The organism is Paenibacillus sp. FSL E2-8871 (genome assembly GCF_038000345.1).
Lineage (GTDB): Bacteria > Bacillota > Bacilli > Paenibacillales > Paenibacillaceae > Paenibacillus_AQ.
In genome coordinates this window covers 790,413-813,534 of sequence record NZ_JBBOBV010000001.1, presented here as the reverse complement: position 1 = coordinate 813,534, position 23,122 = coordinate 790,413, and the positions used below count along the sequence as shown (strand labels likewise).

The 23,122-nt window shown below is 38.9% G+C and carries 25 protein-coding genes; 2 read left to right on the top strand and 23 right to left on the bottom strand.

Features of this window, described 5'->3' with window-relative positions; translation table 11 throughout:
• Positions 1-50: 50 nt before the first annotated feature.
• From NYE25_RS03835 to NYE25_RS03820, 4 genes are all read right to left on the bottom strand, one after another.
• Complete coding sequence (locus NYE25_RS03835; RefSeq protein ID WP_341145147.1) at positions 51-1,139, bottom strand: GerAB/ArcD/ProY family transporter; 1,089 nt, start codon at positions 1,137-1,139, stop codon at positions 51-53.
• A 20-nt stretch (positions 1,140-1,159) separates the two neighbouring features.
• Complete coding sequence (locus NYE25_RS03830) at positions 1,160-2,314, bottom strand: Ger(x)C family spore germination protein (protein WP_341054528.1); 1,155 nt, start codon at positions 2,312-2,314, stop codon at positions 1,160-1,162.
• Positions 2,311-3,753, bottom strand: a complete 1,443-nt coding sequence (locus NYE25_RS03825; RefSeq protein ID WP_341145146.1) for a spore germination protein — start codon at positions 3,751-3,753, stop codon at positions 2,311-2,313. The genes NYE25_RS03830 and NYE25_RS03825 overlap by 4 nt, the downstream gene beginning before the upstream one ends.
• A gap of 160 nt (positions 3,754-3,913) precedes the next feature.
• On the bottom strand, positions 3,914-4,774 hold the full coding sequence (locus tag NYE25_RS03820) for a DUF421 domain-containing protein (RefSeq protein WP_341145145.1): 861 nt from the start codon (positions 4,772-4,774) through the stop codon (positions 3,914-3,916).
• A gap of 208 nt (positions 4,775-4,982) precedes the next feature.
• Between NYE25_RS03820 and NYE25_RS03815 the strand changes: the two genes are divergently transcribed.
• Positions 4,983-5,189 (top strand): DUF1657 domain-containing protein, encoded by a 207-nt coding sequence (locus tag NYE25_RS03815; RefSeq protein ID WP_036678243.1) that lies wholly within the window; start codon positions 4,983-4,985, stop codon positions 5,187-5,189.
• A gap of 85 nt (positions 5,190-5,274) precedes the next feature.
• Here NYE25_RS03815 and NYE25_RS03810 read toward each other — a convergent pair whose 3' ends face one another.
• The 9 genes from NYE25_RS03810 to NYE25_RS03770 form a co-directional block, all read right to left on the bottom strand.
• Positions 5,275-7,023 (bottom strand): sensor histidine kinase, encoded by a 1,749-nt coding sequence (locus NYE25_RS03810; protein WP_341145144.1) that lies wholly within the window; start codon positions 7,021-7,023, stop codon positions 5,275-5,277.
• Positions 7,024-7,039: 16 nt separating this feature from the next.
• On the bottom strand, positions 7,040-8,626 hold the full coding sequence (locus NYE25_RS03805; RefSeq protein ID WP_042187852.1) for a response regulator transcription factor: 1,587 nt from the start codon (positions 8,624-8,626) through the stop codon (positions 7,040-7,042).
• 168 nt (positions 8,627-8,794) lie between these two features.
• The gene (locus tag NYE25_RS03800; RefSeq protein WP_143759369.1) at positions 8,795-10,480 is read right to left on the bottom strand and encodes an extracellular solute-binding protein; all 1,686 of its coding nucleotides are present in this window, start codon (positions 10,478-10,480) and stop codon (positions 8,795-8,797) included.
• Between the two features lie 72 nt (positions 10,481-10,552).
• Positions 10,553-11,449 (bottom strand): carbohydrate ABC transporter permease, encoded by an 897-nt coding sequence (locus tag NYE25_RS03795; protein ID WP_042127373.1) that lies wholly within the window; start codon positions 11,447-11,449, stop codon positions 10,553-10,555.
• Between the two features lie 29 nt (positions 11,450-11,478).
• Positions 11,479-12,447, bottom strand: coding sequence for an ABC transporter permease (locus tag NYE25_RS03790; protein WP_042127372.1), 969 nt, complete (start codon positions 12,445-12,447; stop codon positions 11,479-11,481).
• Between the two features lie 262 nt (positions 12,448-12,709).
• On the bottom strand, positions 12,710-13,930 hold the full coding sequence (locus tag NYE25_RS03785) for an FAD-dependent oxidoreductase (RefSeq protein ID WP_076286368.1): 1,221 nt from the start codon (positions 13,928-13,930) through the stop codon (positions 12,710-12,712).
• An 82-nt stretch (positions 13,931-14,012) separates the two neighbouring features.
• A complete protein-coding gene (locus tag NYE25_RS03780; protein ID WP_256716256.1) occupies positions 14,013-14,573 on the bottom strand; it encodes a YeeE/YedE thiosulfate transporter family protein in 561 nt (186 codons plus the stop codon).
• Positions 14,574-14,595: 22 nt separating this feature from the next.
• Positions 14,596-14,823, bottom strand: a complete 228-nt coding sequence (locus tag NYE25_RS03775) for a sulfurtransferase TusA family protein (protein WP_036678256.1) — start codon at positions 14,821-14,823, stop codon at positions 14,596-14,598.
• A 65-nt stretch (positions 14,824-14,888) separates the two neighbouring features.
• On the bottom strand, positions 14,889-15,578 hold the full coding sequence (locus NYE25_RS03770; RefSeq protein ID WP_076286369.1) for a YeeE/YedE thiosulfate transporter family protein: 690 nt from the start codon (positions 15,576-15,578) through the stop codon (positions 14,889-14,891).
• A gap of 174 nt (positions 15,579-15,752) precedes the next feature.
• On the opposite strand from NYE25_RS03770, the gene NYE25_RS03765 reads away from it, so the two are divergent.
• Positions 15,753-16,631 carry a LysR family transcriptional regulator gene (locus NYE25_RS03765; RefSeq protein WP_076286370.1) on the top strand — a complete coding sequence of 293 codons (879 nt, stop codon included), beginning with the start codon at positions 15,753-15,755 and terminating at the stop codon, positions 16,629-16,631.
• 2 nt (positions 16,632-16,633) lie between these two features.
• Here the strand turns inward: NYE25_RS03765 and NYE25_RS03760 are convergent, their stop codons facing one another.
• The 10 genes from NYE25_RS03760 to NYE25_RS03715 all read right to left on the bottom strand — a co-directional run bounded on the left by NYE25_RS03760 (position 16,634) and on the right by NYE25_RS03715 (position 23,113).
• Complete coding sequence (locus NYE25_RS03760; protein ID WP_076286371.1) at positions 16,634-16,849, bottom strand: sulfurtransferase TusA family protein; 216 nt, start codon at positions 16,847-16,849, stop codon at positions 16,634-16,636.
• A gap of 33 nt (positions 16,850-16,882) precedes the next feature.
• Entirely contained in the window at positions 16,883-17,317 is a 435-nt protein-coding gene (locus NYE25_RS03755) for an NUDIX hydrolase (RefSeq protein WP_256716255.1), read from the bottom strand.
• Entirely contained in the window at positions 17,308-18,201 is an 894-nt protein-coding gene (locus NYE25_RS03750) for a PhzF family phenazine biosynthesis isomerase (RefSeq protein ID WP_341145143.1), read from the bottom strand. The genes NYE25_RS03755 and NYE25_RS03750 overlap by 10 nt, the downstream gene beginning before the upstream one ends.
• A gap of 43 nt (positions 18,202-18,244) precedes the next feature.
• Positions 18,245-18,985: a DUF5071 domain-containing protein gene (locus tag NYE25_RS03745; RefSeq protein WP_081393225.1), complete on the bottom strand. Its 741-nt coding sequence runs from the start codon at positions 18,983-18,985 to the stop codon at positions 18,245-18,247.
• 157 nt (positions 18,986-19,142) lie between these two features.
• Positions 19,143-19,580 carry an LPXTG cell wall anchor domain-containing protein gene (locus tag NYE25_RS03740; protein WP_143764137.1) on the bottom strand — a complete coding sequence of 146 codons (438 nt, stop codon included), beginning with the start codon at positions 19,578-19,580 and terminating at the stop codon, positions 19,143-19,145.
• Between the two features lie 11 nt (positions 19,581-19,591).
• Entirely contained in the window at positions 19,592-20,308 is a 717-nt protein-coding gene (locus tag NYE25_RS03735; RefSeq protein ID WP_076286373.1) for a hypothetical protein, read from the bottom strand.
• A 22-nt stretch (positions 20,309-20,330) separates the two neighbouring features.
• On the bottom strand, positions 20,331-20,843 hold the full coding sequence (locus NYE25_RS03730; protein WP_341145142.1) for a TlpA family protein disulfide reductase: 513 nt from the start codon (positions 20,841-20,843) through the stop codon (positions 20,331-20,333).
• A gap of 159 nt (positions 20,844-21,002) precedes the next feature.
• Entirely contained in the window at positions 21,003-21,530 is a 528-nt protein-coding gene (locus tag NYE25_RS03725; RefSeq protein WP_076286440.1) for a ClbS/DfsB family four-helix bundle protein, read from the bottom strand.
• A gap of 69 nt (positions 21,531-21,599) precedes the next feature.
• Complete coding sequence (locus NYE25_RS03720; protein WP_341145141.1) at positions 21,600-22,457, bottom strand: S66 family peptidase; 858 nt, start codon at positions 22,455-22,457, stop codon at positions 21,600-21,602.
• Between the two features lie 20 nt (positions 22,458-22,477).
• Positions 22,478-23,113 (bottom strand): pyridoxamine 5'-phosphate oxidase family protein, encoded by a 636-nt coding sequence (locus NYE25_RS03715; RefSeq protein WP_076298917.1) that lies wholly within the window; start codon positions 23,111-23,113, stop codon positions 22,478-22,480.
• Between the last annotated feature and the right edge of the window lie 9 nt (positions 23,114-23,122).

Sequence of the window (23,122 nt, the reverse complement as noted above, 5' to 3'; positions counted from 1 at the left end):
AGGTTCTGCCCATTAAAAAGACAGAACCTAGATTTCCACTCCTAATTTATTTACTTCGCAGTTTTATTCCGATAGCGAAAGAAAGCCGTGATGGCATAATAGATCGGGATGCTTTCAACGATTAGCCAAATGACAACAATAGCAAAACTATTATAGTGTTTATAATAACTGCCTATGTGTCGTGAATATAAAAAAGCTATCGTTATTGAAGTTATTGTTAAGAAGGGAATGTACATTTTTCTAGCTTTTGTATTAAACAAACCGGATACACATCTCGAGGCTACATAGATAAGGAATGAGCTGTGTATGAACATAGAAGACGACCATATTCCAATTAATAGCGGATCCGAATTGCCTAGCAGATTATCTTGTTTGGCGCTGCGCACCAATTCAAGGAAAGGATATTGCAGTTCCCGACCCAAATGTGGACCAAAACTCATCATCGTCAGCGACCAACCAATTAAGACAGTGACTAAGACAAATATCGCCGTAAGTACTAATCTTTTCAACATCTTCGCTTCAAACTTCAGATCGGGCACAACAAACAAGAGGACAATCCATTCTCCAAACCATGACATGACTACAATAGAGTCCTTCAGGGCAATCCCGGGATCATGATAATGAAAGAAGGCGGGTAGCATATTGAAGTCCGCATTCGGGAGAAATAAATAAAATAAAATGATCATCGTTATAAAAAAAATAAGAAAAAGTCCATCCGCCATATACGCTATCGTTGTAAAGCCTAAACTTGCCGTATACATAATCACTAACCCAATTACACATTGAATAAACAGAGGTGGAGTTCCTCTCAAATAATTAGAACCAAAGAATAACACAAAGTTCTCAATATCAAAGGATGCATAATAAATACACCAACATAACAGCAAAACAAGCATGAACTTGTGCGGCCATTTACCTATGATATCTTTTCCAAAGCTTACCCACGCTTGATTAGGTCGCAGCATACCGACGTGAAAAGTAAACCACAATAATATTAACCCTAATAAAGATCCCACTATTAAACCTATCCAGCCTTGATAGGATGAAGTAGCAATTAGAGTCGGAATCAAAAAAATAGTGGCTTGGGAGCTGAAGAAAATAATGAAAAAACGGAACAGCTGCCATTTCGATGTTTGCATAACTTCTCCCTCTAAACGTCTTATTTTGCTGTTCCAAAATCCACAATGCTAAAATCTGTCTTCACTTTAATATCAGCTTCTAGAGCATAATAATTTTCCCACCGCTCTCTAAGCTGCTTCCATTGCTTTGGATCGTTCCATTCCAGTAACAATCCGAGTTGCAGAACATCGGCACCTGCTTTTTGGGTATTACGAATAGCTTCGTTAAGATTATCAGAGACTTTCTCTTTAAGCTTCGCAATGATAATTTGACCGAGTTCCTCTGTATCCCTATTCTTAGGATCCCTTAAATAAATCACACTTGCTTTCCCCTTTAAATTCACTGTAAACACAGGACCCTTATCCGTTTTATTTAACTTTTTTGATGATTTTGTGCTTACAAATACAACACTTGCGGCACTTTTCCCCTCATCCCAATCGACGGAGTAAACGGCCAGCTTAAGACTGCCTACCGCCCAAGCTAATGCCCTTCCCTCTTTAAGCTTAAGAACTCCTTTCATCTTATCTTTTTGAAACAGCATTGCCCCTTGGATTCCTGCCCAGAATTCTGGCTTTCCATCTTTCGATGTTTCTTCTTTTTTTCCAAATGAAAGATTGTTGATAGCAAATCCAACACCGGATGCCTCAGCAAACATGCAATCCTTAATCGTAGTTGAAAACAAGTATCTCTCAGATCCAAAGTTCCTTAGTACATCCGAGGGTATTTGCTCGTAAATAGGTGTTAAAGTATTCATCTCTTTTGCATTTCCGGGACTAGCCATAACATGAGCGCCCAAAGGAAGACTTGGCTCTCTTTCAATCCATAATAGTAGTTCGCTGATTCCTTGTTCAGCATAGGTTTTCCCTAAAACAATTACCTTTAATTGAGCAAGACTAAGTTGACGTGTTAAGTCTTTTTGAATTAACAGCATAGCATCTGCAATCGTTTCTGCGGTCTTAGAAACGGTAGAATAAGTAGTTCCGTCACCTCCACCGCCAAGTGAAGGTTGTCCGGCTGCGTTAAGACGATTGGGCAAGGGTGAGTTAATCGTTATTTCAACAGTACCTGGTTCTTTGCCTTCATCAATAAACATTCCGTATACAAATGTTAGTTCATCCAGTTCTACCTTCGTCGACCAACAACCTGTTATATTTAGGAACAAGATTATAATAACTCCTATCTTCAGGATTCTCATTTTTCTTTCAGTCTCCTTTTATTCCTATCTGTATAAAGATTGCTGCGCTTCTTCATAAAGTTCGAGGGAAAGCGAGCGAATGTATCTTTCCAGTCCTGTAATACAAATGGGGCAACAGGTTGCAAATATGGAGCACCTAACGGTCTTAAGTTAGCTAAATGTCCGTAAATCAAAAAAGCTGTAATGTATACCCCGAGCAGCCCCATTGTTCCACCCATAACCAGTAACGGGAAACGAAGTAGTCGGAAAGTCAGACCTAGCTCATAATGAGGAATGATATAGGTGGCAATTCCGGTAATAGAAACAACAATAACCATTGGAGCGGATACAATTCCTGCTTGGACCGCAGCTTGACCAATAACGATCCCCCCAATAATTGAAACCGTCTGTCCTACAGGCTTTGGAATTCTAGTCCCTGCTTCTCTAAGTGCTTCAAAGGTAAGCTCCATAATTAAAGCCTCAGTAAGAGCTGAGAAAGGAATGTTCTCCCTTGCTGAAGCAATCGTAATTAACAGATTCGGTGGAATGATTTGAGGATGAAAAGTTGTAATCGCTACATAAAGCGATGGAAGAATCATGGATATGATTGAGAACAGAAATCTAACAATACGAATCCAGCTTGCTGCATAAAAGCTTTGGTAATAATCCTCAGAGGATTGCAGCATGGTAAAAAAAGATGTCGGAGCGAGCATTGCAGTAGGTGTTCCATCTTGTATGATTCCGATTCGGCCTTCCATTAAAGAAGCTGCCACCGAATCAGGGCGTTCTGTATATTGAAATACCGGAAATGGCGTGAGGTTACCATTCCTTAAATATTCTGATATATAACTAATGCCTAGTATCCCATCAATATCTATTTGATCTAGTTTCTGTTTAATCTCAGCAAGAACTTCTTTTTTATAAAGTCCTTCAATATAAACCACATACACATCAGTTTTTGTATATTTACCAATTGAATAATGAATGGTTTTTAGATCCGGATGTTTAATTTTATGTCGAATCAAAGAGAGATTCGTTTCTATGTCTTCAATGAATGCTTCTTGGGGACCAATCACTACAAGTTCGTTTTGTGATTCGGTCACTGATCTTTTTTGATATTGGGTAATTTCAAAATAATAAACATAAGGAAGATCCTCAATACAAAGTACTACTTTTCCAGCAACGATCATATCTACAATCTTCTGTAAGTCAAATGCCTTGAGGTAATGGATAGGAAAAACAACACCTTGATCTAGCCGTTCTAAAAAATTCGGCCATTCCAGCTTTGCTTCTGCTTCTGTTTTTAGTGGCAAAGCAATACTTTCATGAAGTGTCTTAGAATCGATGATGGAAGGTATATAGATCAAAAGACAGATATGCCCATGAACAGAAATGGACTGATACACCGCATCACTGCATTCCTTCAGTTGATCTTTAATGGTTTCTACAATTCCTGACATAGGCTTTATTCCTCCTAGGTTGTGACTTGCGAATCTGGCTTAGTTTGCCAATTGTTTACGAAGTTTATACTCTCTACTTCATTTAGCTGTATACGAAAAAAAAGAACCGATGCGAAAAACCGGTTCTTTCTTGCTTTTGGGCATAAAGTTTGTTTGCCCATCAACTTTGGATTAAAGGCTTTAGCACTTTCAAAGATGCCTGCAATTGCTCTGAGCATTGTTCGTACATTTTTTTAGCTTTTTCATTTTTTGTCGACAAACTGAACATTTCCAGATCCGCTTCACACTTTTTGAGCAAAGCATATAATTGTGGTTTATCTTGTGGTTGTGGTACTTTAAAGTTGTCGGCATACAAATCGACCGTCAGCTCACCGTAAGAATCAACTTGAGCGAGAAATACATTCTCGACGGTTAGCCCCATTTTCTCTAGCGCGCCATCAAGCCAGCTGCGAGTCAGATTTAAGGTATCTAACGGTTTATCTAATACTTTCCCATCCATGATGACGGCTTGTGACTCTTTCTGAGGGGCAACCTTCACACCCAGGTCTTTTGCCGATAGAGGGAGATACTCCTTCTTAAGCAGAATATTAATCGCTCCATCAGACTCCATAATCGCAAATTCCACTTCAGATATATTGAATACATCCTTTTTACGTAGCTCTTCCAATAATTCATCTGTAGTTAAACGTTCCTTTTTCATATGATCTTCAAGTATTTTCCCATCTTTTATAAGGACGGTGGACTTAAAGTCAATGAAGTCTCTTGCTTTTTTACTCTTCATCTGAAGCCATTCAATTCCTAAAGAACAAGCGACCCATACAATCAGCGCAATGAGTCCTAAATGCCAATACTTATCCGTATCCAAAGAAATATAGGCGGCTAAGCTGCCGACGGTTATCCCCGTAATATACTCGAAGAACGAAAGCTGCGATACTTGTCTCTTCCCCAGTAATTTAGTTAAAAAGAAAAGCACAACCACAGCAAAGAGTGTTCGTACTACAACCTCCAACCACTCCGGCATCACAATTTTCCTCCTTTTTTAAATCAACACTTGTTTATTAACACTCATTATTTGTCAATAAAGGTCCATTCAATCCTCAATTAGGCTACTTATTTATGGAAATCGGTTAACGTATAAATCTTGTATTTTTTTCCTGCATAACTAAAGTAACGGTTGAGGACAATAGGAAACGTCATGCTAGAAACTTAAAACAGAGGAGAGAAACCTAATGACAGTAGCCTCACAAGTTAAAACATGTTTATCTTCTTTAAAAGGCGCTCAAGCGAGCTTGGAGCAATTTGCACTTGAAACACAAAACGAAAGTGCAAAAACTTTATTCACAAATGCAGCTGAGCAAACACAACAAATCGTTACACAGGTTGAAAATCGGGTAACCGAATTAGAGTCAGAAGAACCTCAATACAAAGGTTTCTAACTTTCACTTGAATAATCAAAGGGGTCATTAAGCTAGTTATCGCTAGCTTAATGACCCCTTCTCTATATCATCACTGCAATACCGCTTACTTTCTTTTTTTGGCTGGAATCAGGATCTGAACCGATGTTCCAATTCCCACACGACTAAAAATACTTACGCCATACTCGGGTCCATATTGCAGTTTAATCCGTTGATCCACATTACGGACGCCATAACCTGTATTTGTATGTCCCTTCGAGTCAAAAATTTGATCAATACGCTCTTGTCTGATGCCTATACCATCGTCAATGATACGGAAGAGAATATTATCGCCTTCCTTACGTCCTACAATCCGTAAATGAATGTGATCACCGCACCAAGCATGCTTCAGCACGTTCTCAATAAAGGGTTGTAGAATCAGTTTAATGGTTTCATAAGGCCAGATCTCTGTATCAAAATCAAACATAACCTCCAAGCGGTCACCATATTTAATTTTCTGGATTTCTAAATAAGCGTTCGCTTGCTCAATTTCAGTTGGAACCGGAATCATCGTACGGCCTTCATTAAGCGTTAAACGATAAAACTTCGCTAATTCCAGTACCATCTTCTGCAGCTTCTCATTTTGACCAAACTTGGCTAATTGAATAATAGACGACAAAGTATTGTACAGGAAATGTGGGTTGATTTGCGATTGTAGGATTTCAAGCTCCGCTTCCTTCTTCTGGAGCTGAGTAAGATATACCTCTTTAATCAACATATCAATATTTTCACCCATATCATTCAGCGCGGTTGCTATCTGAGAGAATTCATCCTTCCCCCGATATTTTATACGCTTGTGAAGATCACCTTCCCGATAGGCATTAAGCACATATACGAACTTATTAATCCTAATCGAAAAATAGCGGGATATAAATATGCCTACAAAGCTAAAAACCACACAGCATATGAGACACATTAAAATAATAAACAAACGTACCTTCATTGCATCCTTTTCAAGGATTGCAATCGGAACAAGCGCGATTAATTGCCATGCTTGGTTAGCAAACATAATTGTTTCTTTAATCGTCAGGTAATCTTTATTTGGCTCTGTTTCATTGGTATAGTTCTCCGGAAGTTCACCTGATTGATACATCGTTCTTCCAAACTCGTTCTTTATAATTAGGTTACTTCCTTTTCCTATCTTCGTATAATTGACACTGTCGAATAGATCCTGAATCCTTACATTAATCCGCAGGAATCCAATCTCTTTAGGCTTAAGAGGCTCGTATGTATCAATTAATCTACGGAGCAACGAGATCCTATTATTCTCTACATCGCTCTCGATCTGCCACCATTTCATAGTTTCAGCGTATTTTTCAGTTGGAAAATCATAATACCAGGACTTATCTTCAATCCGTTTCATGTGGTAGAGATGATAAAAGCTACTATTGTCCAAATAGCCCTCAAGTGAATTCGAATAGATCTCAGGGATCGATTCATTCTTTAAGAATAGTGACATCCCTATCTTCACACCTGTAGATTGAATCGCTACGTCAAGCTTCGGCAGCACCTTCTTAGACATCCGATCGTAATTTTCCCAGCCTTCCTCATAGCTCCGAAGATTTCGATAAAAATCAAAGTCACTGTATAATTGCGTTGATATTCGAGTAACTTCGTCCATTTTATAATCAATATTGTCACGAATCTGCAATAACGTTCCTTTAATATTCGTATTGATATGTTCGCGTAATGAATCATTATACATGGAATGAGAGACGAACCCGATTAGGGATACAGGGATAATAATAAAAAACATATACGTCAGCATTAACTTATAGCCAATCGGCACATACTTATGTCTTCTTCGCATTTTCATAGAACTTCATCCCCCATCACTTGTCGCGCTTACGATACTCCATAGGTGTCATACCATAAGCCTCTTTGAACTGTCTGCTGAAATAAGGGAGATACCGATAGCCTACCTTGCTAGCGATTTCATAGATTTTGCAGGTCGGATCTTTTAAAAGCTTGCCTGCTTGATCCATTCGAAGCTGTGTAAGTACTTCACTGAACGTTTTCCCTGTTTCTTCTTTGAATAGATAGCCCAAATAGTTAGGGGAGAAAGAGAACTGCTGCGCAATATCTTTAAGCGTAAAGTTATCGCTCATTCTGTCCTGCATCGTTTGGATGATTTCTCTAATCAATTTATGGTTCACTGAATCTGATTTACTACGCAGGTACTCGGAGATCTCAAACGTTTTGAGTACGAGCCACGAACGAATATCACTGATCGTATCGAATTGGTGTAAAACATCTAAACTATGTATTTCCATACCTAAAATTTCAAATAAATCCTCACTAACATCCTTTAACTGCTGATCCAGCTTCCAAATGATATACATTGCCAGATTATGAATCGTGAATTTGGATCTTAAACTACTTACAGAGCGGAATAACTTGTCGATCTCATCATAAATAAGTACTAACTCATACTCTTTCACCGCTTTAAACAACGTATCCATACGGGTATCTAACATACGAGCATCGATCATCCCTGGTTCACTGCTAACGGTCTCATACATTATAAGATTGCCTTTGCCAATAAACATTTTTCCGTCCACAGCTTCCATAGCTTGTCGATAGGAGATATGAATCTGTTCCATAGAAAATGTTGGTTTGCCTACACCTACAGTCATTGTGACTGGAAACTTCGCACGAATCGAGGCGTAAATATCCTCAGTGAACTTTTCCATTTCCTGCTCGTTAATCAATAATGCAATCCGATAGGACGATACCTTGTAGCAATGTGGCATTCCGTGCTTCTGACCTATTCTATTCACTTCATAAAGGAAGTCCTTGGCCATTTGATGTTTAGATAGATTATCCTGTCCTTGAAGCCAGTTGAAGTAGTCAAGCTCCAAGACAGCTACACGAACAGGCCAATTCAGCTTATCCAGACCGTATGACTTCACAAGCGATAACATTCCGGCCTGGCTACCCTCTTCCCCTTCCCATTCCCCTTCGAATAAGCGTATCAACAAATCATTTTTGGCCATTGGAATCATATGCTGATAGGCTTCTTCAACATCACGGCGTTTACGTTCATCGTCTAAATCCTGCCTTACTTTCTGAAGTGCAGCAATGAGTTCACTATCATCCATTGGCTTAAGGACGTAGCTATACGCCTTTAGTGACAGTGCTTGCTTAACATAGCTAAAATCTTGGTAACCGCTTACAAATATCACGCGTATATCCTTTTTTTTCTCTATGGCAATTCGAGCCAGCTCAAGGCCCGACATATTCGGCATATTCACATCGCTTACGATAATATCAATAACATGCTGATCTAAAATATCGCACGCGGTAAACGCGTTATTTGCTGCCTCCACAACTTCCATACCAAGCTCATTCCAAGGAATAAATTGTCTCATACCTTCTAGATCCAGCATCTCATCGTCTACTAATAATACGTTGTACATCAACAAGTCCCCCTTTGAAATGCATAAATCTGTCCCTGTAAATTCTACCATTACTCTTTCACAGTATACCATTCATAAATTTGTCTAACAGCCTATAAACAATGAATCATCAGAATACAACGTAAAAACGAAGGCTTGCCTAGTAGCAAACCTTCGTATTACTAATTATTATTTTCCTAAAGCTTTCTTGTTTTCTGTCCATACTTTTGTAACATAATCAAGGAATTTCTCATAACCAACCTTCATGGAATCATCATGTGCTTTGTCAAGAATGGCTAATGCTTCTGCATCGGTCTTCGCATACATTGATTTCGCTCTAGCAGTTAGCCAGATATCTCTAACGCTTTGTCTGATAATACCTTCTTCACTGTCTGGAGCCGGATCCCAGTTTAGGAACTCCGTAAAGTCGCCTTGTGAAGCCCACGTTACTTCCATCTGCCAACGGTTACTAAAGTCGATCTTATCAGCTGGAAGGGTTTGCAACATCATTTTCTTGGTATTATCCAAGAAAACCGTGTTTCCTACCCAAACCAAGTCACCAGCCTTACCGCTGATTTCAGACAATGCTTCTGGCTCATTTAGATATTTATCTTTATTAAATTTAGGAGTAAGTCCATCTGCTTCAAATCCATCCCAGTAAGCGTCTGGTCCTGGAGGGCCCCAGTTCAGAACCATAGAACCTTCTGCACCTGTCATCCAATCAAGCATTGCGAATACAGCTTCTGGATTTTTAGCGTTTTTAGTGATTGTAGCAACGTTCCATCCTAACTGATTGTACGTTCCCGGTGTGATTTTACTTTGATCCAAGCCCGGTTTGTAGATTGGTTTAATAAACATATAACCATCTTCCGGATTTTTCTTCTTCATCTCTTCATCAGCAGTAGCCAGCAACTTCATCGGATCGAATGTCGCAATCACAGCGAACTTGCCATTCATCGCTTTCTCTCTAATTTGGTCTTCTGTTTGGGTATTCGCATCCTGTGTCATAAGCTTCTCACGCATTAATTTAGCACCAAAGACAACGGACTCACGGAACCCTTCATCTTTGTAAATGGAAGCCATTTTGTCGCCATCAGGTACAGCATATATTCTAGTATACGAAAGGTTATTCTCTTTAAAAGAGGAGAACAACTGGTCAATACCGTTACCATCTTTCGCTAAGCCAGTCTCAAACGGAATAACATCTGGGAACTTCGCTTTAACAGCATTTAAGTAAGCATACAAATCATCCGTAGTCTCTAGCTTAGGAGAACCGAGTTCTTTGTAAATTTTCTTATTGATCGCATAACCGGCATTACCGTTTGGCTGTGTTGTATAATAATTCGGCAGCTGATAGATTTTACCATCAGGAGAACGAAGCAATTCCAAATGTCCAGCTGTTAAGTACTTTTTAAAGTTTGGATATTTATCAATGTATTCATCCAAAGGAACTAGCATATCCGCTTGACGAAGACGCTCTACGTCAGCACCTTTCTCAGTCCATACAATATCCGGCAGCTCATTACCAACAATCATCGTTTGCAGCTTCTGAGCATTATTACCACCAGAGCTAATTCCAGTGACATTGATTTTCAAATTATCTAAAATCCATTTAGAAGCAGCATCTTTGCCCCATTTCGGCATTTGATACCAGCCGTAGTTTCCGTAGAATGATACTTCAAGCGGTTCTTTCCCTAACTCATACAAATCAGCCGCTGGAGCTTCAGTTGCTGTGTTAACCGCTGTTCCTCCTTCTTTCACTGGTTCAGCAGTTGCAGCTGGAGCGCTTGAATTGTTGCCACTACAACCCGCCACCACAGTCGACAATAGCAAGGTAGACAACGTTCCGAGAAGCATCTTTCTCTTAGTCTTCAATGTATTTTCCCCTTTCAATTTGTAATCTATGTTCAAAGCAATACGCTCTAAACCCCATCTCATTCTATCATCCTACTCTTTCAATGATCCGACCAAGACACCTTTAACGAAGAATCTTTGTAGGAATGGGTATACACATACAATCGGAATGGTTGCAACCATGATCGTAGCCATCGTTAATGACTTCGACGTTATTTTCTTGGCTGAGTTAATATGAGCAATGGAACTTGCATCTACATTAGACAGCTGTTCTGAAGCAATATTAGAGAACAAAATCTGTCTCAAGATGGTCTGAATCGGCATTAACTCCTCTTTCGTAATGTAAATACTCGCTACGAACCACTCATTCCAGTGATTGACTGCTGTGAACAATGATAATGTTGCGATGACTGGCCCTGACAAGGGAAGTACGATTCGGAGAAAAGTTCCCCAGTATCCGCAGCCATCAATCTTTGCTGACTCCTCTAAACCTTGCGGAAGACCTTGGAAGAAGGTCCGGAATATGATCATATTCCATACGCTGACAAGTGCAGGAATAATAAACACCCAAAATGAGTTGAAGAGGCCTAAACTTCTGATAAGCATGTATGACGGAATGAGTCCCCCACCGAAATACATTGTAATGATACACATAATCATGTAGTATTTGCGACCCATTAGTTCGCGCTTCGACATCCCATAAGCAAATATCGAAGTGGCCAATATCGCTGTTACTGTACCAATTACCGTCCGCAATGTTGCAATGACGAATCCACCCATTAAACGAGAATCTTCAAATACGATCTTATAATTCTCAAGCGTGAACTCACGGACCCAGAAAGTAATTCCGCCTTTGGAAGTATCCATCCCCTCATTAAAAGAAATCACAAGTGAATTCCAAAATGGATAAAACGCGGAGAATGCCAGTAAGGTCAAGAATACATATATGAATCCAATAAACAATCGGTCTCCTATGTTAGTACGTTTCATAATTCAGTCCCCCTATATTGAGTAATTCATTACCACAAGCTGTTTCCCGCTCTTCTGGCAATGAAATTTGCAAAGGTAAGTAATGTCACACTGATAACGGCCTTGAACAATCCGATAGCAGTCGCATAGGAGTACCTGAAGTTATCTATACCGACACGTACAACATATACATCAACTGAATCTGATACCTCTCGTAAAGCCGGATTGGAAGCAAGGATCAAAATATCTTCAAATCCTGCATTCACCAGATTACCGATCGCCAGAATCATAAAGATGATCACAACTGGCATAATGGAAGGCAACGTAATTAAATATATCTGTTTAAAGCGACTCGCACCATCCATCGAAGCAGCTTCGTATAAGTGCGGATCAATACCAGCAATGGCCGCTAAGTAAACGATCGAGGCAAATCCAATTTCCTTCCACACATTGGTTGTAACTAAAATGCCCCAGAAATATTCGGTCATAGACAGGAAGTTAATCGGTTCATCGATAAATCTCAATTTCTCAAGCAGCATATTTATACTGCCATTATCTACGGATAGCATCGAGGTAACCATCGAGCCGATAACCACCCAAGATAAGAAGTGAGGCAAGTATGTAACGGTCTGAATAACCCGTTTAAAGAACATCTTACGAACTTCGTTCAGCATTAACGCCAAAATAATCGGTGCAGGAAATCCAAAACAGAACTTCAGTAAGCTGATTATGATTGTATTTTTCATAACCACTTCAAATTCAGGAGCATTAAAGAAGTAAATAAAGTGCTTTAATCCAACCCAATCACTGCTAATAAAGCTATTACCTAACTTGTAATCTTGAAAAGCGATTAGAATACCGTACATGGGGATATAGGCAAAAATAAAAACTAAAACAAGTGCTGGCAATACCATAAGCTGCAGATCTATTTGCTTAAAAAAGCGTCTTATCCCGCTGGTCCGATGCTTGCCGAGATTCGGTCTTGATGTCTTGTCTGGTGCGACGCTTGCGTTCGCCATATGTAAGTCCTCCTAAACCTAGATTCTTATAAATAAAGCATCTTTCATGGCTTTCTCTCTTTTTGCAGCCTTGGTTCTCCTCTACTCTCCCTCCGTTGATTTGCTATCTATGAATTAATCTTAATATCTAAGCGCTTTCAAAGGTATATGACAAAACAACTATTATTGATACTTTGACACTTTCTTGAAATAGCTCGTCCAATTTAATAAAAGCATAATTAAAAAAAGCCCTATGCAGAGATATCTGCATAGGGCTTTTCCATCAATTCGTTAGAGCATTCAATATGTTATCACTTATCTTGTCTGTAATTACTCTTTGGATCTTTCCATCATCTAGATAAACAATAGAAGGAACTGAATCTATTCCTAGCTTGGCAGCAAGTCCGGGTGACTTATATACATCTACCTTTGTGACCCTGATCTCAGTATGGGATTGTTCAAACGCCTCAAAGAGTGGTAATAGCTCCCGGCAAGAAGGATCAGTTGCATTCCATAAATAAACAACGGATGGTTTTCCTTGATTTAGAATTTGATGCTCATAGGTCTCACATTCAGAGATATACTTCTCTGCACCATACCCTGCAATGGCACCATCACCGACAGCTGTAGCCACTTGCTTAAGGAACTTATCACATACATCGCCTGCTGCGAACACACCAGGTATATTTGTTTCCATTTTTTCATTGACTAGGACATATCCATTTCGATTCAACTCAACTACACCTGATAAAATTTCTGTGTTCGGGGTATATCCAATAAATAAGAAACATGAATCAACCTTTACGTTTTGCAGTTCATTAGATTTTAAATTTTTCAGGACGACGGAATTCAAACGTTCCTCACCTTCGAAAGAACTTACCACCGTATTCCACATGAATTCCATTTTAGGGTTTTCTAGTGCCTGCGTTTTGGCAATTTCATTACAATCCATTTTCCCATGATCATGCATAACAGAAACGATTACTTTATCTGCAAACTTGGTCAGAAACATTCCTTCTTCAATAGCTGCATCACCACTGCCAACAACCATAACCGTCTTTCCCGTATTTGCTGCAGCGTCACAGGTTGCACAGAAAGAAATTCCTTTATCATATAAGAACATATCTTCATTTACTGCCCCGGTAATTCTTGGTTTTCCCCCACTGGCTATAATAATGACCTTGCACTCATAACGAACCCGAAAGGTCTCCACTACCTTAATATCTTCCGCTACCGAAACAGATTTTACATCTGTCATTTTAAAATCCACACCAAATTTCTTAGCTTGTTTATGAAATAATCCCATAAGGTCTGTACCGGTCGTTCCTTCAGGAAAACCAGGATAATTTTCTATTTCATTAGTATAAGTGGCAAGACCACCTACCAGTGATTTTTCCAAGAGAAGAGTCTTTAATTTTGCACGTCCACAATAGATTCCCGCTGTTAAACCAGCAGCCCCGCCACCGATAATGACGACATCATACTGTTCTGTCTTCTTTTCCATTCCTTTTGTCCCTCCTGTGAGTCTGTGCCTTAATAAAATAGGCTGACTCTCGTCAGCGCTACAAGCTCAGCCTATTTCACTTTTACATAAAGAATTTGGCTAATAATTTACTGCCTATAAATGCGCCAACCAGCAGGAACAATCCAAATATCCATCCTGAAAGCGATAAAGAAGCTATAGCCGTAAACAATGCACCAATATTACATCCATTAGCCAGTCTAGCTCCGTACCCCATGAGCAATCCACCAAGTACCGCTGCTACAACCTGCTTTTTGGACTTAATTTTCTTCAACTTGAATTCGGAAGCAAACAAAGTCGCTGCTAAAGCACCTAATATTATCCCTAGATTTCGAATCGAACCACCATCATTCAAAAATCCGGAAGATAATGTTTTTTGTGCTTTTTCCGAACTAAAATATGCCCATTGATCTACATTTCCGCCTGCTAATCGATACAACCAAGCTCCCCAATCTGCAAAAGCGCTAGTTACTCCCCATCCTTTAGAGAAAACAGCCAGATGTGCTGTAGCGAACACAGCAAGAAGTACAGCTCCAGTTACATAAGTAAACGGTTCTTTGAGCAAGCGCTTGTAAAAGCGGTTAGACGATATCTTCAACCAGAATTCGTTCACCGTTTCATTCACCGTCCTTTCCTACTCAGCGATCCTATTTTACCTTCTCAATAACAACTTCCCACTCGCCATCATCAACCTCTTCGATTTCCACATTATGTCCCTGTTTTCTCGCCCATTCTGGAACGTTCTTCATTGCGCAGCTATGATCAATAGCTACTACTAGTACATCACCTACATTGAGTTCAGTCATTTTCTTTTCTGTTCTCATTAACGGAACCGGACAAGCTTCTCCCATGCAATCAAGTGTAAATTCAGCCATCTTAAAAACCACCTTTATATTTTTTTGGAATAACAATAGTGAAAATATTCACGTAATAATCTAAACTAATCTGCGCTTCCCATCTTTTTCTCTTGCCATTTAACAGCTGCAATGTATAACAGAAGAATAATCAGGAACTGAACAACCAGTGCTCCAAGCCAACCGAATACATCAGGCAAAAATACAGTTGGTGCATCCTTTATAACGTTAGCTCTCCACCAACCCATATCATGTGATCCCCAAAGTGAACCAATGACAAAAAACACAAGTGAAAGCATCTGCATCGTGAATCCTTCACCTACACGCATCAATGTACCCGAAGCGCATCCACCCGCGATAACCATGCCAATTCCGAATAATACAGCACCAATGATCAAAGCCAAGCTGATTTGACCCACATTATCCATCCCAGGAATCGGTTTACCATCTAGAAACGCTGGGTACTTAATCGCTGTAAATCCGATGGTTGCAAGGGAAAAAGCAATCAGAACCGCTCTTGTAACTGATGTGCTGCCTGTAATACAGGGATCTCTAAGTGATGCAGTAAAGCAGAAACGTGATCTTTGCAAAATAACGCCAAACGAAATACCGAAAAGCAGGTAGACAACCATTTTATCGTGGGAATGGTCTAGGAAAAAACCAAACCCAATAATGAGAGCTGTGACCAGCAACGCGATGGGCAACTGACTCTTTTTAGGTTTTCTAGGAGCTCTGGTTCGGGTTGATCTCGTTTCGGGACTTACGGTTTGCCCCATAGTCTAACACCTCCATCGTTTTTATGTAATTGACTATGTGAAAATAGTAACATACTTATTTAAGCTGTGGTTATCTGCTTTCTTTATGCTGTATAAGTGTTACTAATGGCACAGATGGAGCGTAATCAAGTATGCTATAGTGTGCACTAACAGCGGGCAACAGGAGGAATAAGTATGAATATGGAAACGCTTAAATTATTTTTAGATATTGCTTCGTTAAAAAGTATATCTAAAGCCGCTCAGAAATCTCATATCACCCAATCCGCACTTAGTCAGCAGTTGAAATCATGGGAGAATACCCTGGGTTCTGAACTTTTTGTGAGAAGTAATAAAGGCGCTAGCCTAACCGAAGCAGGGATTATTGCGGAGAAGTACGTGGAGCAAATCTGTAAATTGTATGATGATATGATCACAGAAATCAATCATTTACAGCCAACACAACACGAGCTGTCCATTTATGCGATTCCGGAGGTCTGTAATTATGCTCTCCCTTGTACCTTGTATGAGGTGAAAAAACATTTTCCCAATTGCCATATCACTTTAAATGAAGGGGCATCGTCCTTAGTAGAAGAACGTTTACTTCTTGAAGAAGGTGATATCGGGTTTATTTCCGGTCCCTCTCCAAAATCCGAATTAAGCTCACATATGGTATTTTCAGATCAAGTTATGTTGGTGGCAAGCAATACGACCGTTTGCCCTGATAAAATCACATTGACTGAGCTCCCCAATTATCCTTTAATCTGGTCCTCACAGCTTCATTGTGTGCAAAGGGCTTTGAATGCAGTGGGCGAGCTTAAATTAAATATACTCTTTAATCTAGACTCTCTTGAGGCGGTAAAGCTTGCTGCCATTAGAGGGCATGGTCTCGCCTTTCTCCCTTATATGTCCATAAAAAAAGAGTTGTATAGTAAACAACTCAAGATCATTCCTATTGATCAGTTCCAGGTCAATAACGATGTCTACATGATAAAGAAACAAAATCAGCGCTGTGACAACGATACGAAACAATTAGTTCGATATATTGAAAAGACTTTAATAGATACTTTGTGTTGAGCCTAAACCTCAATCGTAATTTCCCATACTCCATTAATCACTTCTTGAATGGAATATTTTAAATTTGAACCACGACAGTAATCCGCGATAGAAACTTTCGCGCAGCTATGATCAGTAACTAGCATTACCTTTTCACCCTTCTGAATGACTTTTTGATGTTTTTTTAACATCATTACTGGTACTGGGCAGATTTCACCCAAACAATCAATTTCAATCATGAAGCTGCCTCCATTACATAGATCATTAAAGTTCTAATAATGACCCAGCATTATTTTCTTCACAAAAGGGGTTAAAGCAAGGTTGTTTAGTTGTTTGATTTCTATCCACTGTGCCCCATCAGAGTCTTGTCCGTCTCCATCGGTCTTAAGCTCAAAGTTCACATCTAACAATGAAACATTATATATGATCCCTATATGGTGTAATTCTTCTAACTGGGTATCACTGTATGGATAAATTAACGTATAGGAAATGGAATCATGAAGCAATCCTTTTAAACTTGTAATTCCGGTCTCTTCCCAAAACTCCCTCTTAAGGGCCTCATACGGCTCCTCTCCAAACTCAATAGAACCCCCTGGAAAGTCCCACTTCCCCGTATGAGGGCCTCTTGCTTTCTTAATTAGTAATACTTTATCGTTCTTCACTAAGACTCCATACACTCCAAGCTGAGTATATTTTATCATCTCCATAAATCTACCTCCCCCACAAATACCGCAGTTCCAGAAATAAACACATCCATTCTATCAGAATCTAATCGATACACTTCTACATTTACTTTCCCATCTCTACCGATTTCTTGTCCTTGTTCTACAACAAATTGGATCGAGTCCAAATGCGGATCAATATATTTTAAATAATAAGCCCCCATGACTCCCGATGCTGTACCTGTTACTGGATCTTCAACGGTTCCTGAATAAGGAGATGAGAAATGTCTGGCATGCATTAAAGCGTGCGGATCAAGCGTTTGGAGTGAAAATGGGTGTACAGATGCTTTTGGAAGTTGTGTTAAAATCTCCGGAAACAACGAGTTTATCGGCTTCATTTTATTAAAGCTATCTATACTCTTAATTGGGACTAATAGAGTCCATGCACCTGTACAGCCATAAACAATAGGCAGATCCTCTTCTATCTCATCAAGGGTTAAACCTATGGCGTATGCAAGCTTCGCTCTATCGCCGTTAAATTCAATAAACTTCGGTTGATCTTGCTTCATTTTTATTAGTAAGTGATTATTGTTGTCCATACTGAATTGGATGGGTAGCACACCCACGTTTGTTTCGATCTTTACCGAGCTAGCCTCTCCAAGTATACCCTTTGTTTTTAAAGCAAATAAAGATGCCATTGTAGCATGTCCACAAAGATTGATCTCATGGCCTGGCGTAAAATACTTAAGCCTTAAATCAGCTACATCTGATGAGATTACAAAAACTGTTTCGTTAAAACCGACTTTATGAGCTATTGATTGCATTTCACTTTCGCTTAAATGATCAGCTTCTAACACTACTCCCGCAGGATTCCCTTTGTTCGGATAGGGAGAAAACGCATCATAATGAAGCACCTTGATGTTGTTCACTGATAAGTCTCCTTTCAATTTATTTCAGTAAAGCTTGATAACTTCACGTAGTGAGAAACTCAGCAGTAAAAATTTCTATTTCTCTTAAAACTTCTTGGCGCTTAGATATTGAATTACATATATAAAAACGTTCTTTATTGTGCTCATGAAACTGTTTAATTACATTAGGCTGCTGATTGAAGAATTCTTTATAAAGAGCTTCACAATCAATTTCAGGATGAGTATCATGAAGTTCCTTGAGTTCAAATACAAGGACATCTTTTTTGCGCTGGATTATTTCACAGACCACATCTTTTGCATATATACCGTGAGTTAATAAGATTCTTAATGCCGAAAGATCATTGGCTTTTTCCTGTGAAATCTTAATTAATTCTGCTTGTATCTGTAGGATTTGTACCGTATTCCAATGATCAATTAAATCATTAAAAATCCTGTACACCCATTCTTCATCATCACTGTGTTGATTTAGTACATCTTTTACATATGGAATCATCGGATCCCCTATTTCAAGTAAAAAAACAGCTATTTCCCCCGCACCTGGCCAATTTATATCTTGTATCCATTCAAGTAAACCCGACAATATGCTTTTCACACGTGGATAACCTAAACGTATGACTGTTTCAGCCGCTCCATCCCAATAGTCTTTTGATATAGGTTGTACTAATAAATGCAAATCTTCATCCTTTATGTATTGTAGCTTATTAATTACATCTTCCTTTTCTTCTTCGGATAGATTCCATGATAACTTTTCGATTAAACTCGATATGTTTTCTATTACATCCACCTTCTCATCATCATTTCGTCATCATTGCAAGCTTCATGGATAACCTAATCGGTAGTGCAGCATTTCCCATCTGGTTCAAATCCTCCACCATAAATAAATCTTTAACCGGGTAATAAAAAGCAAAAGACCCTGTCACCCAAAGGCATAACGGATAACTCTATAGCACAGATTTCTTTCGTTTCATTATCCATATTATTAATAACACAATAATTAAAGACCCTAGTATAGAAATCCAGATCGTTTTACTTTCCAATTGACCATTGGCATATTGACCTTTATTAATGGCTTTGACAAATTCAGCTTCGTGGGTCTTAATGGCAATGATTTCTTTTGGATCGATATTCTTAATTGAATAATATGGCGTGCCCTTAGGGTAAATATTTGAAAAGTTGCCGCTATACGTTCCTTCGTGGTCTGAATATCGTGTTACTTGCCCTATCTTCTTGTCAATTTCATTCGATGGGATGAGTTCGTCGTCGGATATTTCATAAATATCACCTGAGTAAACAACAAACGAACCTGCCCAATCCGCGGAGACCGCATGTAATGGCAATAAAGCAATTATGGCTAGAATTACAATAATGAACTTCTTCATTACAACCTCCTCTATCTACGAGATTCTATTGCTTTATACAGTTCATTAAATGCTCCACCTTTATTTAATCCTTCAATAAGTTCTGCTAAGCCAGATTTTCCTACGATCCCAAACCATCTAGTAACTTCTGAATGGGCGATCTCATAATTTTCTTTTACTTGTGAGGGTTCATAAAAAGCATCTCTACTACTTAAGTCATTAATATGATCTAAGCTTAAATTTTCATTTCTTATATATCTATGATCAACTAAGGTTGCTAACCCTTCATCAAACCATACAGGTACCTTGTCCTTATTCTTTAATCTCGTTCTTAATTCACTATGCAGCAGTTCATGAGCTATTACATCTTCATTAAATCCATCAGGACCAATAACGATGTAATGCCCCCAATATGTATAATAAGTCTGTCCCGTTCGATTCTTTTGAGCATACTTCTTCAGGGCTTGAGGAGATTGAACAAATAGCATGGTTGGAGTAGAATGTAATCCGTCAAAGATCTCTGAAATTCTTTCTTTCGATTGTTCGAGATCGTTTATAATCAAATACTCAATATTCTCAGAGATGTCAGGTTCTAGATAAACTTGTTCATCCTGTTCCTCCATACTAGAAAAGTCTACCATCATCGCATGAACGGGTTGAGGATTTAACATATAGCTAGCTATTAGTAACATTATAAAGATGGATAGGAATGCGGCGATGATGAATGTCTTTTTCCTTTTTTTGATCATACCAGTAGCTCCTTTTAGATTATCAAAAATACTCTATAAGAATATTTAACGAACTCTCAATAACCTCAAGATCAGATGAGCCTATAATTTGATCAAGCACTTCCCCTTCAGAATCTATAAAGTACAATGTAGGAAAACCTGGTTCCCCATAATGTTTATAGAAAGCTCCTGTTTCATCTAGAAGTACGGGATAATCAATTTTGTATTTCTTAACATACTGTTCAACTTCTGAAACATCATCACGATAAATTGGATTAATGCCGTAGATGTTCACTTTATCCTTATATTTTTTATACAAAGAAACAATCTTTGGAGCATCTTCATTACAATACGGACACCAAGAGGTGAAAAATACTAATACCGTTGGTTTTTCCGAAAATTTGATTTGTGTTACATCCGAATTTATTAGCTCCTTTAATTCAATGTTCTCTGGACTAACTGTGGGTTTAGTATTATTGTTTACCACGATATAATTGATAGTGCTTAATGCAATACATAATATAAGTGAACTGATTATTGTGATGCTTTTTCTCAAAAGATCCACCCTTTTCATCTTTTTTCGGGACTAGTATACATTCTCTTCCACTAATCCCATCTCCTCCACATAATGCTAATCTAAATTCCTTCTATGTATATGAAAAAAGCCTCTGCTTCAGAGATTTCTTCTCTTAGACAATGGCTTGGTCTGCGGTTATTAATTTGAGCTAATACAATTAAGCTTTTTCCATTTACGAATCTTCGAACGAAAAGTCTTGAACGGTGCAACGGAATTGATATGAATCCATTTGATCATAGGCCATCTCGGATTGTTTCCTGTCCATTTCCGCACGCCTTGCGTAAAAAGTTCTTCATCACTTAAAGAATCAATCCAGCTCTGCCACTGATGTTCTGTCTCTTGAAATAAAGATCTTAACTCGTCTAATGAGTAGGCAGCATATGTATGATAAAACGATTGATATAATCCGCCAAGTTGATTCCATTTATAGTCCGGTGAAGGCATAATGACAGTTAATCCTGCTTTTTCATCCCTATCCCATTTCATCACAAGGTTCAACCAGCCCAATTGATAGGCAAGGATTTCTGCTGGAGTACGATCGACGCCTTCCATACGAGTGTCTTTTTGAGCATTCTCAATGCCCTCAAATTCAAGATCGAGAGATAGATAGGCAGTATGTATAGCATTTTTCAATACTTCTTTAGATGGGTAGTCGTGTGTAGACATCATAATTCTCTCTGACTCCTCTCTTATCAACATAAATCACCTTGAAAACCAATCATCCACCTTTAGCTCTTATAAAGTTATATTCTCACCCACAACAATACACTTACTGTCACTACCATGCCCGATCTCGTTCGTCTTCACGATAGGAAACCCGCTGATTTCCTTCAAGTACGCTTCTACGATTGAAAATTCATTATAGCTCTCAAGCTCAGTAAACGACCCAAGAATCACTCCAGCACATTTATCAAAAGTTCTAACTTGCTGAAGCTGAGCAAACAAGGAGACGATTTTGTTAGCTCTGCCACTTAAACTCTCTAAGAATAAAATCTTGTTCGAAGGGCCTGGAAAATAACTTGTTCCTGCCAGCTTCATAAAACATCGAATATTGCCGCCAATTACAATCCCACTCATCTGGTTCCCACGGACCCAATGAAAGTCGAAATCGTAAAGATCGTTATGTCCTTCGAAAAATGTTCGATAAAAAGCAGCTTGCTGCTCCGCCCCATCAGAAGATACGAGATTCATCAACTGATAGTGATAGGATTTCGAATTACTTTGTGTATGTAAAGCGTTCAAAATAACAGACAAGTCACTCATTCCGAAAAAAGGCTTCGGATGCAATCGAATATTATCGTAGTCGAGATATTCCAAGATCTGGTTCGCGGAATCCCCACCTGAAATATCAAAAATCGCAAAAATTTCATCATTATTAAATAGACGATTCAACTCCGTTGCTCTTTCCTTAGGATTGCCACTGAAATAACCATCTCTTCTAAACAAGGTGTTAGACATCACTACCTCTAGACCAACCGAGTTCAGAATTCTAATTAATTCTTCTACTTTAGGCAGGTTCTCCACTCTCACACCATCAGAACAAGCGATAAGTCCTACTTTATTCCCTGAAGTGAGTTTTAAAGCTTTGCTCATCTTAGTTAATCCTTTCATTTCTAATATAACCGATTCTCATAGCTATCCTTTAATCCCTTTGATACATCCTCTTGAGAAATCCCAAGCTCTTTTGCATGTTCTGCTATGATAACCGAAGGTTTAGGCAGCTCTGCTTTCAATGGCCAATACGTATCATCCCATAGATGTGATCTTTTAAAAGCTTTAGCACAATGCATATAACACTCTTCCACTTCAACGGCAATGCCCAATTTCGGCAGTTTACCTTGAGCCTCCATATGAACCATTATTTCTTGATCTTTGATAATCCTTGCATGTCCATTTATTCTTAAGGTTTCTTCAAGACCGGGAATAATAAATATCAAACCCACTTTTGAATTTAAAAGGATGTTGCGCAAAGAATCAAACCGTCGATTACCAGGTCGCTCAGGAATCACTAAATGTTTGTCGTCTAACACATATACAAAACCTGCAGCATCCCCACGCGGAGATACATCACAATTGCCTGATGAATCACTTGTTGCTATAAAGAGTAACGGTGATTTGGATATATAATCTCGGCAATGATGATCGATGAAGGTTATACTCTTATTGTTAACCAATTCACTGGGATACCCATACATTGACCTTAACTCTTCTTCAGAGTCTATAACTTCTTTGAAAATATTATGGTTCATCTTTCTCCC